19 protein-coding genes and 1 pseudogene are annotated in these 17,069 nt (G+C 64.2%); 7 read left to right on the top strand and 13 right to left on the bottom strand.

Annotated features, from left to right (window positions below; translation table 11 throughout):
- Positions 1-3 precede the first annotated feature (3 nt).
- Positions 4-150, top strand: coding sequence for a hypothetical protein (locus ACFVTE_RS15995; RefSeq protein WP_387101944.1), 147 nt, complete (start codon positions 4-6; stop codon positions 148-150).
- On the opposite strand, the gene ACFVTE_RS15990 is transcribed toward ACFVTE_RS15995, so the two are convergent.
- The 10 genes from ACFVTE_RS15990 to ACFVTE_RS15945 form a co-directional block, all read right to left on the bottom strand.
- The gene (locus ACFVTE_RS15990; RefSeq protein ID WP_387101942.1) at positions 128-1,171 is read right to left on the bottom strand and encodes an ATP-dependent DNA ligase; all 1,044 of its coding nucleotides are present in this window, start codon (positions 1,169-1,171) and stop codon (positions 128-130) included. The genes ACFVTE_RS15995 and ACFVTE_RS15990 overlap by 23 nt on opposite strands.
- Positions 1,158-1,442, bottom strand: coding sequence for a hypothetical protein (locus ACFVTE_RS15985; protein ID WP_387101940.1), 285 nt, complete (start codon positions 1,440-1,442; stop codon positions 1,158-1,160). Before ACFVTE_RS15985 ends, ACFVTE_RS15990 begins: the two co-directional genes overlap by 14 nt.
- A 60-nt stretch (positions 1,443-1,502) precedes the next feature.
- Positions 1,503-2,030: a hypothetical protein gene (locus tag ACFVTE_RS15980; protein WP_387101938.1), complete on the bottom strand. Its 528-nt coding sequence runs from the start codon at positions 2,028-2,030 to the stop codon at positions 1,503-1,505.
- A 36-nt stretch (positions 2,031-2,066) separates the two neighbouring features.
- Positions 2,067-2,489 carry a hypothetical protein gene (locus tag ACFVTE_RS15975; RefSeq protein WP_387101936.1) on the bottom strand — a complete coding sequence of 141 codons (423 nt, stop codon included), beginning with the start codon at positions 2,487-2,489 and terminating at the stop codon, positions 2,067-2,069.
- A gap of 9 nt (positions 2,490-2,498) precedes the next feature.
- Positions 2,499-2,864 (bottom strand): hypothetical protein, encoded by a 366-nt coding sequence (locus ACFVTE_RS15970; RefSeq protein WP_387101935.1) that lies wholly within the window; start codon positions 2,862-2,864, stop codon positions 2,499-2,501.
- 42 nt (positions 2,865-2,906) lie between these two features.
- Positions 2,907-4,187 carry a Y-family DNA polymerase gene (locus tag ACFVTE_RS15965; RefSeq protein ID WP_387102339.1) on the bottom strand — a complete coding sequence of 427 codons (1,281 nt, stop codon included), beginning with the start codon at positions 4,185-4,187 and terminating at the stop codon, positions 2,907-2,909.
- Between the two features lie 26 nt (positions 4,188-4,213).
- Positions 4,214-4,645 carry a LexA family protein gene (locus tag ACFVTE_RS15960; protein WP_387101934.1) on the bottom strand — a complete coding sequence of 144 codons (432 nt, stop codon included), beginning with the start codon at positions 4,643-4,645 and terminating at the stop codon, positions 4,214-4,216.
- Between the two features lie 239 nt (positions 4,646-4,884).
- Positions 4,885-5,547, bottom strand: a complete 663-nt coding sequence (locus ACFVTE_RS15955; RefSeq protein WP_387101932.1) for a helicase associated domain-containing protein — start codon at positions 5,545-5,547, stop codon at positions 4,885-4,887.
- Between the two features lie 984 nt (positions 5,548-6,531).
- Positions 6,532-7,374 carry a TIR domain-containing protein gene (locus ACFVTE_RS15950; protein WP_387101931.1) on the bottom strand — a complete coding sequence of 281 codons (843 nt, stop codon included), beginning with the start codon at positions 7,372-7,374 and terminating at the stop codon, positions 6,532-6,534.
- A gap of 91 nt (positions 7,375-7,465) precedes the next feature.
- Complete coding sequence (locus tag ACFVTE_RS15945; RefSeq protein WP_387101930.1) at positions 7,466-8,656, bottom strand: Fic family protein; 1,191 nt, start codon at positions 8,654-8,656, stop codon at positions 7,466-7,468.
- Positions 8,657-8,998: 342 nt separating this feature from the next.
- Between ACFVTE_RS15945 and ACFVTE_RS15940 the strand changes: the two are divergent.
- The 4 genes and pseudogenes from ACFVTE_RS15940 to ACFVTE_RS15925 form a co-directional block, all read left to right on the top strand.
- A pseudogene (locus ACFVTE_RS15940) lies at positions 8,999-9,210 on the top strand (recombinase family protein); the annotation flags it as partial.
- A gap of 377 nt (positions 9,211-9,587) precedes the next feature.
- On the top strand, positions 9,588-10,496 hold the full coding sequence (gene dprA / locus ACFVTE_RS15935; protein WP_387101928.1) for a DNA-processing protein DprA: 909 nt from the start codon (positions 9,588-9,590) through the stop codon (positions 10,494-10,496).
- Between the two features lie 568 nt (positions 10,497-11,064).
- Entirely contained in the window at positions 11,065-12,090 is a 1,026-nt protein-coding gene (locus ACFVTE_RS15930; protein WP_387101927.1) for a DUF4192 domain-containing protein, read from the top strand.
- Between the two features lie 182 nt (positions 12,091-12,272).
- Positions 12,273-12,425, top strand: coding sequence for a hypothetical protein (locus tag ACFVTE_RS15925; RefSeq protein ID WP_387101925.1), 153 nt, complete (start codon positions 12,273-12,275; stop codon positions 12,423-12,425).
- Positions 12,426-12,623: 198 nt separating this feature from the next.
- Here the strand turns inward: ACFVTE_RS15925 and ACFVTE_RS15920 are convergent, their stop codons facing one another.
- Positions 12,624-13,373 carry a HEPN domain-containing protein gene (locus ACFVTE_RS15920; protein WP_387101924.1) on the bottom strand — a complete coding sequence of 250 codons (750 nt, stop codon included), beginning with the start codon at positions 13,371-13,373 and terminating at the stop codon, positions 12,624-12,626.
- A 14-nt stretch (positions 13,374-13,387) separates the two neighbouring features.
- Positions 13,388-13,810, bottom strand: coding sequence for a hypothetical protein (locus ACFVTE_RS15915; RefSeq protein ID WP_387101922.1), 423 nt, complete (start codon positions 13,808-13,810; stop codon positions 13,388-13,390).
- Positions 13,811-14,526: 716 nt separating this feature from the next.
- Here ACFVTE_RS15915 and ACFVTE_RS15910 point away from each other — a divergent pair.
- Positions 14,527-15,873, top strand: coding sequence for a ParB/RepB/Spo0J family partition protein (locus tag ACFVTE_RS15910; protein ID WP_387101921.1), 1,347 nt, complete (start codon positions 14,527-14,529; stop codon positions 15,871-15,873).
- A 322-nt stretch (positions 15,874-16,195) separates the two neighbouring features.
- Here ACFVTE_RS15910 and ACFVTE_RS15905 read toward each other — a convergent pair whose 3' ends face one another.
- Complete coding sequence (locus tag ACFVTE_RS15905; RefSeq protein ID WP_387101919.1) at positions 16,196-16,423, bottom strand: DUF2188 domain-containing protein; 228 nt, start codon at positions 16,421-16,423, stop codon at positions 16,196-16,198.
- A gap of 218 nt (positions 16,424-16,641) precedes the next feature.
- Between ACFVTE_RS15905 and ACFVTE_RS15900 the strand changes: the two genes are divergently transcribed.
- Positions 16,642-16,842, top strand: a complete 201-nt coding sequence (locus ACFVTE_RS15900; RefSeq protein ID WP_387101917.1) for a three-helix bundle dimerization domain-containing protein — start codon at positions 16,642-16,644, stop codon at positions 16,840-16,842.
- The last annotated feature ends 227 nt before the right edge of the window (positions 16,843-17,069 follow it).

Raw genomic sequence — 17,069 nt, 5'->3', positions numbered from 1 at the left:
GCAGTGAAACCCACCGGCACCATTACTAACTCCGACGGCAGCTACGGATACCTCGACGTCGAAGGTGACAGTTACGAAGAGGCTCGGGATGACCTCTACGCGCGTCTTCAAGATGGACAAAAGCTCATCACCATCCGCACTGACCGCTAACCCGTGTGGACCTGCCCGGCGGGGGGACATCGGCGGGCGACAGTTCCGGTCTGGCCCGGAGCAGCCGGAGGGGATGCCGGAAAGACCGGCCCGACCAGGCGGTGTCGGCGGAGACTTCCACGACCAAGGGTTCCACAAGTGTCAGGGCGACGGGTTCCTTGTCGCGGTTAAACCTGTCCAGTGTCGTGCCCTTCACGCTGACCGGCCAAGGGTGCTGATTCTTTGGCGGTTTCAGCCATCGGGCAAGGTCCCGGGCGTCAGCGGTCTTCAGGGGGGTGGACCGGCCGACGATCCGCAGTTCACCCTCGAGGATCAGGCCGGCGACGACTTCAGAGGGTCGGGTGATCGGTCCGATCACGGCCCCGCAGATGACGTCTACAGTTTCTCTGTGCTTCAGCTTCAGCCAGGAGCGGACGCCTGGCGTGTACGGCTCGTTGGTGTTTTTGATGATGAGCCCCTCCACTCCTGTGTGGGGCAGTTCTTCGAACCAGCGGGCGGCTTCATCGGGGTCAGTGGTGGTGGGGGAGAGGGACAGTGGTGGCTCCCAGCCGGTGGCGAGTTCTTCCAGGAGGGCCCTTCGCTGGTGCAGCGGCAGGCCGCGGGCGTCGTGTCCGGCTACGGCGAGGACATCGAACGCGACGAAGTTGGCCGGGGTCTGCCGGACCAGTCCGGGAAGAGTTTTCGGGCCGGCGCTGAGGCGCTGTTGCAGGGCGGTGAAGTTGAGGCGGCCGTTGGCCCAGATCACGGCCTCGCCGTCGATCACGCACCCGGGAGGGACGGCAGCCTCCAAGACATGAATGAGCTCGGGCAGGTACTTCGTCAGGTCTTTGCCCTGCCTCGACCGCAGCGTCGCCCCGTCATTCTCCCGGACGACGATACAGCGGTAGCCGTCCCATTTGGCCTCGTACAGCAGGTTCCCGGGCTGGGCGCGGGGCAACTTCGTGACGGGACGGGCGAGGGCGACTTTCACCGGCGGGGCAAGCCCCGAGGGCAATCCCGCACCGACTCTAGAATCCGTCATCGAGGCCTTCTATCGTGTCGATCTCGACGGCGTCCAGGATTTCGGCGGTGCTGTTCCCGGTGGCCCGGGCGTGTTCATCGAGGGCGATGAACCCGGTCCGGGCGAGGGCGATGGCCAGCTCCGCTAGATACCCGGCGCCATTGCGCTTCACGAGGTCGTCCAGGACCGCGTGCATCCGGCCGGTCAGTTCACTGGGACCTTCGGATTCCTCGGCGGCGATGCGCAGCAGGGTCAGCGCGGCCAGCCGCGGATCGTCGTACATCGGTCCCATGGCCCAAAGGCTACGCCAGGCACCGCGCGTGCGGGCCGGATCGTGTTCCCCGGATGCCGCCTATTTGTCTGCCCAGCGTTCGTGCGCGGCTTGGCGGGTGATCCCGGCGGCGCGGCCGATGTCCGCCCAGGTCGCCCCGGCGGCTTTGGCGGCCGCGACGGTCTTGTCCAGCCGCCGTCCGGCCTGGGCGTAGTCGCGGGCGGCGGCCTCCACCCCAGCCACCGCGCCGAAGGGCGCGACGTGTTCGAGCCATTCATCGCCGATGGCATCTTCGACCGCTTCCGGGGCATGGGCGGACTTTTCCAAGGGAAGGTGAACTTTGCGCCGGCCTGCGTCGGCTTCCTCTGCCGAGGGGACGCGTTCCCAGAGCTCTCCTTGCCAGCCGCACTCACACTGGCCCTGCCATCCGATGATCTCCCGGTGCGGAACCACCTCGTAGTCCGGCAGGGTGGTGTCCCGTTCGTAGCGGCCGGTGATCCCCTCGACCAGCATTCCCTGGCCCGTTGAGCTGCCCGTGCGCCGTCCATCGGGGGTGACGCTGGCCGCCCACCCCTCATGACCTTCGCTGTAGTCCGTCGACCAACTCATAACGCCTCCTGTCAGGAATCCTTGACAGCGATTGTGTCAGGCGCCCCTGACAAAGAGAAGGCCTTTCACGCTCCGCTCCATAGCCTCAGCCCCCGCGCCAGCCTGCAGGAGCCGGACGAGTTGGCTGGTTTCGTCCAGGCGGTCCACCGGGCGGGCCCAGGACAGCTCCCGGGCCGGGGTCATCTTCCACAGGGCGAAGTAGTTGTGCGGCACTTTCGCCTCCAGCGCTGCCCGGAACAGCGCCGTCACCCGGGAATCAAGCTGGCCCCCGGTAGTGAACTGGAAGCCCGGGCAGAAGGTCCCGTCGTCGATGAACACCCGGACCAGGGCCCGCAGCGCCGGCTCCGGATCCGGCAGTGCACTGAGCCGGGCGCGCACCTGTTCCAGTGGCAGAAGTCCGAACTCACGGCGCAGCGCCGCCCACATCTCGTCCGGCACCGGGCCGGAGAACCCACCCACGATCGCCCCTTACCCGTCCGTGATGGAAACCAGGAGCCACTGCTCCGACAGCGGATCGCGGCGCAGCTCGAACGTCCGCAACGGTGCCGCGGTGCTGGCGCGGACCTGGACGCGCCAGTGTTCGACGCTGACCAGGTCCCCGGAGCCGATGGCGGCCCGGGTGCCGGTGTGCCACCAGTCGCAGCGTTCGAACCAGTGCACCGGTTCGGCCGCGACCGCCCAGATCTGTCCGTCGTGGCGGACTGCCAGGGGAGTTCCGGCGGGGTTGAACCGGACCTGTACCGGCACGCCGGGCTTCGTTGTCGCGGTTGCGGGTGGGGTCTTGAGCGTGGGGCCGGCAGGGCTGGTGGTGCAGGGTTCGTGGGTGATCGTCATTCGTTTGTCTTTCGTGTTGGTGCTGGTCGTCGGGGGTGTTTGTTAGGCGGCTTTGACGAGGGGGAGTTCGTCCCAGTGGGTGGTGTAGCGGGGGGAGAGCATGTCGCGTTTCATGGTCCAGTCCAGGCCGGTTTTGATGCCGGCGTGGCCCAGGCCGATGGCGCCGCGCCCGTACCGGCGGGTGACGTCTTCGAGGAGGGTTCCGATGTGGCGTTCCTCGTGCGGGTTCTCGAAGGGCTCAAGAGGGGATTGGTTGCCGGTGGAGCGCAGGTCGGTGACCATGATCCCGGCGCGGGCGTATTTGGTGCCTTCCTGGATGGCGGGCAGCAGCGCGTGCGCGGCGCGGGTGAGCAGGACCGGGTCCGCGGTCGGCATCGGCAGTGCCACGCACACAGACGGGTAGGAGCTCTGGTGCTGGTTGTAGTGCGAGGTGCCGGCGAATGCGGTGAGGACCTTGGCCTGCAGCCCGTGCTTACCCAGCCGGGCTGAGGCCTGTTGGCCGTAGACGGAGAGGACCTGCCGGAGCCCGGCGGCGGTGGTGACGGGTGTGGCGAAGGAGCGGGAGAAGATCAGCTGGTCCCGGCCGATGCGTTCTTCCTCCATCGGGATGCACGGGGTGCCCTGCAGTTCCAGGACGGTGCGCATCATGACCACGGAGAACCTGTCCCGGATCGCGACCGGGTCCGCGCAGGTGAGGTCGGCGATCGTGTGGATGCCGATGGCGTTCAGGCGTCTGGTCAGCCGGCCGGCGACGCCCCAGATTTCCTCCACGGACAACTTCCCCAGCAGTGCTTCCCGTACAGGGGCGGGGACGGAGTCCCAGTTGCAGACCCCGCCGAAGGCCGGGTTGTGTTTGGCCCACTTGTTGCACAGCTTCGCCAGGGTTTTGGTGGGGGCGATCCCGACGCAGACCGGCACGCCGACGTGCCGGCCGACCGCGGCTTTCATGGCCTGGCCCAGGGTGAGGAGTTCGGCGGGGGAGCCTTTGACGCCGAGGAAGGCCTCATCGATGCTGTAGACCTCGAGCCAGGCCGAGTACCGGCCCAGCAGCTCCATCACCCGGGCGCTGATGTCCCCGTAGAGCTCGTAATTGGACGAGAGCGCAACCAGGCCCCATTCCTTCGCGCGCGGGGCGAGCTTGAACCAGGGTTCACCCATCGGGATGCCCAGGGCTTTCGCTTCCGGGGAGCGGGTCACCGCGCAGCCGTCGTTGTTGGAGAGCACCACGACAGGCCGGTTCTCCAGCGACGGGTTGAAGGCGCGTTCGGCCGAGGCGTAGAAGCAGTTCACGTCCACATGGGCGATCTGCGGCATCCGCCGCATCACCACGGGCTTAGACATTGCTTTCCTCAGACATGGTGCAGGCACCTCGTCGCCACGCCCCACACCGTCAGGTCCGACAACGCCGGGACCTGGATGTCCGGGTACGCCGGATTCTCCGCCTGCAGCACCACCCCGGCTGGAGTGATCCGCAAACGCTTGATGGTCAGCTCCCCGTCCAGGACCGCGACCACGACCGAGCCGTCCTGCGCTTCCAGGGCCCGGTTCACGATCAGTTCGTCCCCGTCGCTGATCCCGGCGCCTTCCATCGAGTCCCCGGTCACCCGCACCACGTAGGTGCTGGTGATGTCCTTGATCAGGTGCTCGTTCAGATCGATCCGGCCGTCGAAGTAGTCCTGCGCCGGCGACGGGTACCCGGCCGCGACCGGGACCGGGGAGACCAGCACGGACAACAAGGACACGCCCGCGTTTAGCACACGGGGACCAACAATGACGGCCACAACACACCTTTTTCGAATATATGTTCGATAGATTCCAAGTTTAGACCCGGGGTCGGACAGTAAGGAATCCTCCAACTGCCATCGGGACGCACGAGGCCCTTGTCCCGGCGTGGACGGTACAGGTTGCACGCCAATGGGAACAGCTTTGAGCTGTCCGGAGGGCTCCACCTGCCCCCAGTGGGCACAACCCGTTTACCCGGTCCTGGTGGTTTGCCTGCTGTCAGTGACGGAAGTCGCGGTTACACGGTGCCCGTGCGGCGTTTGCGGCCCCGTTGCCGCCCGAAGCGCCAGCCCGGCAGCATTTCATCCAGCGCGCCTGCCTTGGCCGGTTCGAGCTCGCCGCGGCGTGCCTTCTGGCGCTGGAAATGCAACCAGACACCGAGGTCGTGTTCTTCGCCGGCCACGACGGCCTTATGCCGGGGCCAGTCGTGCCCTGCCGCCCGGTACCGCGACAAGGCGGCGAGCCGGTCCTGCCATCTGGCCTCATCGGCCACGGACCGCGGCGGCCGTTGCCAGTCCGGCAGGGCGGCCAGCCCGTCACGGTAGGCCGGTGCGAGTGTCCCAGTCGCGGCGTTGCGGCGGCGCCGCTCCAACCAGGACGCCAGCCTCCGCTCATCCGTGTCGGTTGCGGTGCGGGAAGGGTACCGACCCGTTTCCTGGACCAGGGCCACGAGCTGGCGCATCCGCGCCAGCCCCTGCCCGCCCACCCGCATTCTCGGTGGGCCCGCGGCTTGCTCGTGGGCGGCCTGCAGTCCCGGGTCCGCGCCACGTGCCACGGACAGGTGGTAACCGACGGTCGCGGCCGGCGCCCGGGTGAGCGCGGCGATCCGGGAGCGGGTGAGCCCGCCCCGATACATCAGTACCCACTCCGCGTTCGGAGCCGCAGTACGCCGCCTGGTCATCACGGCACCATCCTGCCACCCGCACCGCTGACCGAGCTGCTGCGGCCCTTTGTCACTCGTGGCGGTCGCGGGTGCGAGGGAATGCCTTTCCGCCGGCCCGGCTGTATGGCGAACAGTCCGGGCGCCCCGGCGCCGGGGCCCGCAGTCCTTTGTCCGTGAGCGTAGCTAGGTGGGACGGCACAAGCCTGTCTTCCCGATCCTGGTAAACCGGGGGCCTTTGGAAGCCCATCGGCCCCGAGGCGCAGGGCCCGCACGGGAATCTGGCGTCCGCTGGCGCGGCCGGCTGTCGGGGTTTAGGGCGCGCCCGTCGCAGAGCTCCGTCACACCCTGAACCCGTTGTCTACGTCTTCGACGTTTTTTGGCTGCTGTCCTTATGTTGTCACCGGCATCAGTTCCTCGGCCGTTTGTAGGGTCGCGGCTACTCAGGGGTGGCGGGTATGGCTTTGGTAGCTGGACAGCTGCCTCCACTCGGACAACGTCCCAGATGGTGTTCCAGGAAACGACGAGCTGGTGGGCCAGAGCGGAAACGGAGGTATCGAAACGCTGCAGCGCATCGGTCGCCCACCCGACTGCCGTGGCTGTCAGTTTCGCCCGGGATCGTGCCATCGGATGCTCCTCGATGAACGTAGTTCTCGGGCAGTCCGGGTCCGGACATCGCCAGACGCGTTTGGCCTACGGGAGCCGCACCGGCCGGCCGAAACACAGGATGTCACGGAGTCGAACCGGACGACGGCCATGGCCCACGGCAACGACACCGCAGTCCGGACAGTCGGTGACATCATCCCGCACTCAGAACCAGGCTGGCCCCGGCCACGGTGACAGAGCTGATGTGGACGCCCTTGACACCGAGCAGCGTATCCAATGCTCTGGCGGCAGTCTCGGACCGCCCTAACCACGCTCATCTGGGAAGGACCCCGATAGGATCATCGTCATTTGCGGGCGAGAAACTCGGGCTCCGCTTGCGTGGGGAGCAGGTCAGGCAATTTACGACAGCAAAGCCTCTGAACTCACGTGGAATCCGGCTGCCTTCAAGTCACCGAGCAGGTGACGCTGCCAGCCACCATGCGAGTCGAGAGGGTAGTACGCCACTCCTGCTATGTCTGAGGGGAGTTCCACGCCCTCTTCGTAGAGAATTGTGACGTTGCGTCGTCCTACTCGGCCCATTGCATAACCGAGTTCCAAGATCACGTTTTGACGGGCGCGCGGTTGCATTTCTGGCGAGCCAACCAGGCCGCCCTGATCATCTCCGGTGATGATCACCACCGCGAAACCAGCCCGTTGGCCTAGCTGTTCCTCCAATTTCTCGATAATTGTTGCACCTTGGTTGGTCTTCTCCATCAGCACTACCGCTTCGTGAGCGGTGGCGCGGAGCAACAGATTCTGGACCTGGAGACGGGGTGCTTCCGCCCGGCCATGGATTAGAAAAATTGAAGGTGACTCCCGGGCGGCGCCTCGATCGTCATGTGTCACAGATTCATACCTGTAAAGGTCCAAGTTGTCTCTAATCACGGCGAGCCTCTGAATCTTCTTCTCGATGTCATTTCGCAATCCTTCGGGACTGACCTCCTCGACGTGGTCCAGCCCGAAACCGTACGAAAGTCCGCGGAAGTCTAAGTAATCAGCTTTTGGCCCGGATTGGAAAAACGACTTGTTTTCGAAGCTGCCTTCCAAGATGAGTTGATTTCGTTTGTCCCAGGTTTGATAGCCGGCCGAGAGGACAGTCAAGTCATCTCTGGCGTCGGTGGCGAGGAGGTTTGAGCCCTGGGTCATAGCCTCATTGAGCTTCTGCCGTAGTTGCGGTGGTGAAACCATAAGCCGTGCGTTCATGATGTAAATCCAGATAGAGGTAGGGGGTTGAATAGCAGGGAACTTCGGCGCGGCGGAGCTTATCTATTGCTCGACCAACAGAGAGGATCAGCTAAAACAGTCTCGGCTCAAAAACTTCCGTGGCGCCTTCTAGCCGTCCTCCTTCAGCGAGTGCCTCGTAGGGGTCTGCATCCAAGGGATGTTCGCGGCGTACTTTCGCCCTAACTTCCAAGCTTTCCTCTTTGAGCCGTTCTACAGGCTCGTAATGTCGCCCTTTCTTTGCGCCAAAAGCTTCGAGTAGACCCGCCGACACAAGCTCTGCTAGGTCACGGCTCGCCAAATTCACGGAGACATCTTCGATTTCTCTATATGTCTGATTGCGTAACCGATACCCCGAAAGCGCGTGGAAGAACGGGCCTATACACCTTTCGTTTAGTCCAGCTGCGTGGATTTCACGTTCAGCAACACCCCAAAGCATCTCTGCCTGCTGGGTGCGACGGAGTACCGTCAGCGCTTGCCGGTAGTGTGCAGTCAGACAGAATCGAATCCAGCGGATGGCATCATTCTCTGGGTGCCAACTCCCTTTGCCGACGTCAGCGAGGACCTTGTAGTACGCCTGCTCGTTTCTTGCAAGGTTCTCCTCGATCGAGCAGAATTCGGGCGCAAGGACACCTTCTCGGGCTAGAACCAGTGCCTGTAAGCACCGCGCCATCCTCCCGTTCCCATCCTTGAAGGGATGGATCATGACTAAATTCAGGTGCGCCATGGCCGCTCGGACGATGGCGGGAGTCTTGGTCTGTTTGTTGACAGCTACGACTAGTTCTCGCATCAGTGCTGGCACTATCTCGGGGTTTGGCCCCTCATAAACCTGCATGTCTTGGTCTTCGTCGTATACGTAAATCGGGCCCTTCCTATACCGCCCGGGCCACTTGGTGAGGTCGTAGTGCTGCATCATGAAATGAAGACTCTTAACGAGCGCATCCGAGTACTCGAAGTCCTCTTCGTTTGCCAATTGCAGGACATAGGTCATCGCATCTCGATAACCCTTGACCGCCGACCAGGCGGCATGGTCAGCAGTCATCGGCTCCTCCTCTCCGACAGCGGCAAAGGCATCGTTCACGTCTACATGAAAGCCCTCGATACTGTTAGAGCCACGGATCGCCCGAGCGAGAGCCACTCGCCGCAAAAGACCAGTCCATCGGCGGGGCTCACGAACTTGAAAGCGAAGCTTCTCGCGTAGCCCGTCGACGGCCCCAAGCACTTGGTAGTCCACGTCTTCGAGAGTGGGGGCTTGGTACAGCACCGTTTCCTCCTTGATCAGTTACTAACTGATATTACATCAGTTAGTAAAGTGCAGGCGCGGATCGTGGCGATAAATTGCGACCTCTGAGCAAGGGCGCCAGTAAGGGAGGTAGAGCACGATCCTGATGAACGCAAACCCGATCCTCCCTTAGGCGATATGACCCGCGACTCGGTGAAGCCGAATCATGAAGCTGATTCCGCGGCCTTGACAGGGTGCTATGAAGAGAATTTCGTGTAGCTTCTATGAGAGTTTGGGGTGGGTGACCGCCACGCAAACCACGAGAACGAGAGGGTTATTGTCAGGGAGGCAAGGGCTGTGTTCCGAGAAACCTATCCTGCCTTCGCCGGCATCTCTGCAGCACGACAAAACGGCACGCGCGCTTCGGCCGGCCGCTGTCCGACCCCGCCGTCATCGCAGACAAGCTCGCGATCGCCCAGGACGCCCGCGCCAAGGGGCGCACTGCCGAGGACGCCGCCCGTCTCGTTGGTTGGAGCCGCGCAACGCTCTACCGCCACCAGCAAGCCCGGGCTGCACGCGAGAGCACCACAACCTAGCCCGGAAACTAAGCGGCGCCTGAAGACTCCGGTTTCCGGCCTCGCTTAGCTAGCACCCGGGTCCACTGCACGGACCTCGCTTTGCTCGGGCTGTTGAAGCGTTTTTCTGTTTTTTGCTGCTGTCCTTCGGATCGTACGTGCCCGCTCCACCGGCTCAACCGTCCTGCGGACGGCTGCGCAGCCGATGCCTTGTGTCGGCGCTTCGCTTATTTCCTCCCACAACCCATCGCTGCTTGCCCTTCGGGTTGCCCCGGCTCCGTCGGGCACAGCTACGCGCTGCTCCGCCAGCAGGCAACAAACGCCCGGGGAGAGGGGACGCTGGCCGGTCACCAGAGCCGCCCCACCCGCCGGATCCTCAGCAAAGGACGAGAGAAACCATGAACGATCGCATTGCACGCGCTGCCCTGACCCGACTCTTCGAACCCGGCGACCGTATCGGCCGTGCCCTCGTGGGCAGGCTCGGCGCGTACGCCGCGTTGCGGCTTGCCACCGGCGTGCAGCCCGTACACGCCCTCCCGGAGGTTACGGCCGAGGAACTGTCAGAAGCATTGACACGATGGGCTCCGAGGGGTCCGGAGGTCGACCCGGAGAAGGATCTGGCCACCATCGAACGCCTGGGCGGCGGGTTCCTCATCCCAGGAGATGAGCACTGGCCGGAAGGCCTGGATGACCTGCCCGACGCCCCGTACGGGCTGTGGTACCGGGGAAACATCGACAACGGCATCCCCGCACCTTCGAAGTGTGTGGCCCTGACCGGATCCCGGGACTCGACCAGCTACGGCGCCTCCGTGACAGGAGACATGGCATACGGGCTGGCCCAACGTGGAATCTGCGTGATCTCAGGCCTTGCCTATGGCATCGATGCACACGCGCACCGGGCCGCGTTGGCCGGAAGCCAGGGAGAAGGACCGGCGACCCTCGCGGTACTGGCCGGCGGCCTTGACCGGGACTACCCGTCCGGGAACGCTGACCTCGCGGCCGCGATCCGCGTTAACGGCCTGACGCTCTCAGAGCTTCCGCCCGGTTCCGCCCCGACCCGGTACAGGTTCCTGCAGAGAAACCGCATCATCGCCGCCCTCGCCGGGGTCACCTGTGTCGTGGAAGCCCGCTGGCGCTCGGGGGCGCTGAACGCCGCCCATCACGCGGAGACCATTGCCCGGCATGTCGCGGCCGTCCCCGGGAGCGTGCACAGCGCCAACTCGGCAGGATGCCACCGGCTCCTGAAGGAAGGCGCGGCGGTGCTGGTGTCCGACGCGGCCGAAGTGGCCGAACTCCTCGCCAGCTAGTCCCTTCAGGTGGCCGTCCCCTTGGCGGGGCGGTCACCGCGGGCGGTCCGCCGTCGTGCCCGGCTTGCGCTGTGGGTCGGCGGCGGCGGACCGCCAACCGCCCAGGACTCATGTGGGGGACCGGGGTGCGCGGCCCACCGGAGTCAGGGGCGCCGAAAAGGAAAAGCGGTGGTGCTGATGGAGGGTTCGCAGGGCTCACCAGGAAAGGGCGTCCGCTGGCGCGGCCGGCTGAGGGGTCCAGTGCCGGCTCCGCAGGGCTCCGCCGTCCCTGGCCCTGTCCTGTCTACGACGTTTTGGCTGCTGTCCTTCGGATTGTACGTGTCCGCTCCGGCCGGTCTAGCCCCTCCTTCGTCGGGGCCTGCGTGACAGGAAATGTCCCTGCGGCGCTCCTTCGTCGCTGATTTCCTCCGGGAATTTCCCGCCCCTTGCCCTCACGGGTAGACAGGCCTCCGTCGGCCACAGCTCCGCAAGCTTCGCCAGCAGCCAAAACAACGGAGGGGAGAGGGGACGCTGGCCGGTCACCTGAACCGCCCCCGCCCACCAAATTCCTCAGCAAAGGACTTTCAACATGAACGACGCAATCCGTATCTCCAGCCCCGCCGACATCCTCGGTTTCATCCCGCACTCCCTCGGGTTCGTACCGCGTGAATCCTTCGTGTTCCTGACCATGCGCGGCAAGACGCTGGGCGCGACACTCCGCGTCGACGCCCCCGCGTTCGCCGAACCCGCCGGTTTCGCCCGTTCCATGGTGGACTACATCGCGCTGGACATTCAGGCCACGGCGGTGCTGCTGGCCGTCTACACGGCCAGCACCCCCGCGCCCGGGCAGGCCCGCCCCTTCCACGACCACGTCGAGGCCGTCATTGAGGCACTGGACAGCGCAGGCACCCCGCTGCAGGACGCGTGGCTCATCACCCCGTCGCACTGGCAAAACCTGCTGTGCGACAGCGACGCCGGGTGCTGCCCACCGGAATCGCTGGAATCCATCACCGACGGGCAACTCAACGCGGAACTGGTGTTCCGTGGCAGCAGCTACCAAAAAACGCCCGGCACCAGCTATTCCCCGTTCGCAGGCCCGGCAGACCGGGAGGAGCAGATCCGCCACGCCCTTCCGGGAGTGCTCGGCGCCGAGCTGCGCCCCGGCCGGGAACTGTGGGCCGAGGCCCTAACCCGGGACGGCTGGACGGATCCGCAGACAGCGGTGGAGCTGCTGGCGTGCCTCCAGCGCCCGGACCTGCGCGACACGTTGTTCTGCAACGTGATCGACCCCGAGTTGCCGGACGCCAAGGACAGCGGAAACCTGCTCATGGGGGAGGGGATCGCCCCGGACTGGGACCGCGTAGACCGGGCACAGGAAACCGCCCGGGACCTCATCGACGCCGCGCCCGAAGGCTACCGGGCGCCCCTGCTGACCTTGATCGGATGGCTGGCGTACCTCAAAGGCCAATCGTCAGTAGCTGCGGACCACTTCGAGCTGGCTCTCGCTGATACACCGGGCTACCGGCTTGCCGAACTGATGGACCAGCTGGTGAGCCGGGGAACCATCGCCCCCGTTGCGAAGAACGAGGCAACCGCCTACAAGCGGCACCGCTAAACAAACGGGGCCGGGCCGGGAAACCGGTCCGGCCCCCTTGGGTGCGGTGGCGGCCTCCCCCGCATGCGCTCCTCCGGCCGCCGATCACGCTGCCGCGGGCGCAGCAACACAATCGGGAACCAGCCGGACGTCGGGCTACAGTGGAAAAGGAACACGATCCACTAAGAGCCTGGGGGCAGCAAATGAGCCACGAGTACATCCTCACGGACGACGACGCAGCACCTGGCGATGCCACCCATGCCCAGGACATCCTCGAGCTATCGATGCTGACCATGCCGCAGCCAGGCACGCCCATCATCGATATCTCCTGGGAGAAGTCCCCGCTGGACCTATAACTTGATGCAGCAATGACGCTGCATGACTGGATTTCCTTTTGCTGAGGGAAAAACCGAGGCCGGCCCCGAGGGGCCGGCCTCAGCCCTTTTAAAAACAGGAAAGGGCGTCCGCTGGCGCGGGCGGCTGCGGGGTCCAGTGCCGGCTCCGCAGGGCTCCCGCCCCGTTCCGCCCCCGACCCGATACCGGCTCCAGAACCGTCAAGTATATGCGTCGGGCGTGGACTCCTGGTCCTCCGACAGAACATCGACGGCCGCCGGAGTCAGTCCCTCTTTTTCCCAAGGTGTAAAGCCGATCGAGGATTCGAGAAAGGCTCTTACGGCCTCGTCGGTCTGCTGGGCGAGTAGCATCACCGTTTGATAGAACTCCGAGACAACGGCGGGCGTGACTTCCGTTTCAGGCGGGGTGCCGTGGGCAATGGCGCCGCGAAGCTCGACGTGATGCCTAAGGCGGGCGCGGAGGTCCACGCCGTCGTCGGGGTCGACCCAGCTTTCTGAAATGGAAGTTATGCCTATCGCCCGAAGGAAGAGGTCATCTATTTTCTCCGCCTTCGGGACGTTGAACAGGGGAGCGCTGCTGAGGTTCTCTAGGACGTGCGTTCGCCAGCCCTCCCCAGCCAATTTCCAAGGGCTTAGTTCATGCTTATCCTCGCGAAGCTCTTTCGCGATCCTTCTGGCGAGGGGGCGGGGAAGTTGTTCCCAGTCGGCGACGTTTTCCACTAGAAAGCGTGCGGACTCGAGAGCCAAGTCCTCACAGTAGGCTTCCCATGTCGCCGCGATAAGGACGTGGACACCCTTCGATACCTTGTTGATATGGCGGTTGGCTCTTTTGCGTTCCTTCAACATTTGCCGTATCGCGTGGAAGCTTCTTAGGTCGGCACTAGCGTCCTGAAATTGGATGCGCGCCTGACTGGCGACTCCCAGGAATTTCTTGCCGCGTGGAATGGTCATTTTCCGTGCCCTAATTACTGATCGAAGTAGTCCAAGTAAGACTCGACTTCCTGCGACTTAGTCGGGCAGAAGTACGCCACTGTGAGCCGAACGCCGTCGGGACCGCCGCCCGTCGAGTTGCCGCCGATTGAGCGGACGTTAACGCCGAGGTTTGTCCCGGTCTCATCGCAAATCTCTTTTTTCATGAAGTCGGCGAAGTTCTGGACGTTGTCGGGCTTGATGCCGAGGGCGGCGAGGTCTGCTTTGTAAGAACCGCTCGTCTTAATCGGCGCCGGTGTCGGTGTTGGCGTGACCGTGACCGTCTTAGTGACAGTAGGTGTCGGCGCCGAGGCCGTACTGGTAGTGGCGGCGGTGCTGGAGCTTTCAGCGGCAGCCCCACAGCCGGACAAGGCAGTGAAGAGCAGAAGAGCGGCAGCGGCAGTGACATGCTTTTTCATCGTTCCCCCAATATGAAATACGAGATGTTTCTGCACCTTATCTGGGAAAAATAAAAAAGCCCTTCTCGCGGCCTAGGAAGTAGTCCTGGGGTTTTGAGAGGGGCCTTTGTTACGGCGTCATTTAGGCATTTACGGGGACCTTGGGTGGCGGCACTTACACGCAGTGCCGGCGACTGGGGGCGGCGCGGTCGCCGAGGTTAAGGAGGCCGAAAGCAGACCCGGGCTGCTAATGGAGGGTTCGCAGGGCTCACCAGGAAAGGGCGTCCGCTGGCGCGGCCGGCTGTGGGGCCAGTGCCGGCTCCGCAGGGCTCCGCCGTCCCTGGCCCTGTGTTGTCTACGACGTTTTGGCTGCTGTCCTTCGGATTGTACGTGTCCGCTCCGGCCGGTCTAGCCCCTCCTTCGTCGGGGCCTGCGGTGCAGGAAATGTCCCTGCGGCGCTCCTTCGTCGCTGATTTCCTCCGGGAATTTCCCGCCCCTTGCCCTGCGGGTAGACAGGCCTCCGTCGGCCACAGCTCCGCAAGCTTCGCCAGCAGCCAAAACAACAGGGGGGGAGAGGGGAAGCTGGCCGGTCGCTAAACCGCCCCAAGGGACAACTTGGTCCGCGCCCGCACCGTTTCCACCCGCTTGACAGACATAGAAGCGTCGGGGGAGAAGGGGACGCTGGCCGGTCACCAAGGGCCGCCCCACACCCCCACGTCTCTGCAAGGACAAAAACCATGAACGCTACACCCACGCTCGAAATGCTCGACCCCGCTACCCTGACCGTCGACGTCAACGTCCGGAAGGACGCCGCCCTGACCGCCGATTTCATCGCCAGCATCAAAGAACACGGAGTGATGGAACCGGTTATCGCCCACCGCAAGGACGACGGGGCCGTGCACGTCCTGATGGGACAGCGCCGCACCCGCGCCGCCGTCGAAGCCGAGCGCCCCCTGATTCCCGTCATGATCATCGAGTCCCCCGAGGAAGCCGAACGCATCGTCACCCAGGTGGTCGAGAACATCCAGCGCGCCGAACTTACAGAAGCGGACGAAGCGGACGCCTACCACCAGCTGTCCCTGATCGGCGTCCCGGCCGCCGCGATCGCCAAGAAAACCGGACGGACCAAGACCATCGTCGAATCCGCCCTCAAAGCCAAGTCCACCGACACCGGAGCCGCCGCGCTGGGCAAGGGCTACACCATCGAAGAAGCCCTAATCCTCGCGGAATTTGAGTCAGATGAAGACGCCACGGCTGAGATCGAGTCAGTCATCATGGACGAACCCGACATGCTCCTGCACGTCACCCAGCAACTGCGCGACAAGCGCGACCGCGCCGCCGCGCTGGCCGCCCTCACCGCCGAGCTGGAAGCGGCCGGAACCATTGTCGTCCCGGAATGCGGGTACGGGGAGGACAGCGAAACACTCCGGGTCACGTCCCTGAAAAGGGCAGACGGGGAACCGGCCACCGACGAGGACGGAAACGCCGTCTACATCGAGACGGACTATCGCGGCGGGCACTCCGCCGTCGCCGTGGTCACCGGCTGGAAAGAACTGGGCTTCACGCTCCGCTACTACAGCGGCTACGGCACGTCATCGGCTCCCAAAGGCCCCATGACGGAGGAACAGAAAGCCGAGCGGAAGACCCTGATCGAGAACAACAAGCTCATGCAGTCCGCGACGACCGTCCGCCGCGAATGGGTCAAAAACCTGCTGGCCAAGAAGCAGGCCCCCAAGGGCTGGCAGTACTTCACCGTCCACGCGATCACCCACCACTCCGAAACCGCCAGCGGCTACGACGGCAACGTGGCCGCCGAGATGATCGGGGTGACGTTCGAAGAATCCAGCCAGTGGGCTTGGAACCCGCTCCGGGACCACGTCGCCAAGACCACCACACGGCCAGAGTTCGCACTGATCGCCCTGATCTGCGCCGGGTATGAAAAGACCATCCAAAAAGACTCGTGGCGCTCACCCAGCCAAACCCACCGCGACTACCTGAACCAGCTGGTCCTCTGGGGATACACCGCAAGCGAGGTCGAGCAGATCATCATCGACAGCGGCGAAAAGACCGAAACAGCCGCCTAAACATGAACCCCTTGCCGGGCGGACCGACCGCCCGGCAAGGCCCCCGGCCCAATCACCACACCCGGGCAAGGAACCTTCCAGAAGTCGGGCGGTCCGCCGCCCAGGGCGCACCACAGCGGCCACCCACCAGCGGCGGACCGCCGTCCGACGCCAGCAAGCAGGAACACAGGACAGGTGCCGCGCTCCGGCAATGAGGTCGGGACAGAATGCGGCCATCACTTCAGCTAGACTGACCCTAGATTTCTTGCAGAGAAACCCGAAAGGAGCCGGCACACCGGCTCCTTTCCGGGTTAACCGTCGGAGCCGGTGCCGGCGTGTTGATTCAGCCCGGGACGTTCCGGGGATCGTTGCCGTAACTGTTTTTGGAACCGATTTGGCCGTCCTGGTTCCGGATGACGTGCTCCACCTTGTCGGCCTGGGCCGCCTCGCGGCCCGCAGCTACCGCTTCGTCTTTGGTGCCGTACCCGGCGCCGAATGCGCGGCCGGTGCCCTCGCGCTTGTTCTTCCAGGCACCGTTTTCGTAGTACGTCTCAATGTCACCCTGAGCCACTGCATACTCCCTCTGCCGTTCCGATATGACCCCCGCCGCGTAGCGCGGGTAGCGAAAAGCCCCACAGCACGTGGAGCTGCAGGGCTTTCCTGGCAACCACTCCGCCTGATGGGGGACAGGCGAAGAAGATTGACTCCGACAATAATAGAAAGCATGCTTATCTTTCAAGCTGCCGGAAGGGCTGCAGCCCCATAGACATTTCGATGATGAGGTGAGCGATGGAAACCAATGAAGAGCAGCATGCTGTGGTGTCGGTAATTAACACCCTTGCCTGCAGATTTCCCGGACGCTCCCGGACCGACATTGAGGACGCGGTCTGTGAAGAGTACTCGGCCTTCAATTCGGGCCCGGTGCGGACAATGGTCCCCGTACTCGTTGAACGCGCGGCCATCAGGCGGCTCCAGGACATTTGCCCGTAGAAGCACCGCGGACGCCTTTCCCGTGGACTGTAAATCTCTACCCGGTTGCAATGACGATGAGACACCGCTGGAAGTTATTGAAGTTCCGTTTGACGACGTTCCGGCCCTTGTAGTCCTCTTTGTCAAGGAACGGGGGACTGCCGCCGACCGATCCGCGTCGTTCCCGATGGCTGATCTGATCGGCTGGTTCCGGGATCACCGCGGCGATTCCGCGTCCTCACAGCAGG

It is taken from the genome of Arthrobacter sp. NPDC058097, assembly GCF_042884885.1.
Lineage (GTDB): Bacteria > Actinomycetota > Actinomycetes > Actinomycetales > Micrococcaceae > Arthrobacter.
The sequence above is the reverse complement of the archived record's forward strand: the minus strand, read 5'-3'. Positions and strand labels throughout refer to the sequence as shown.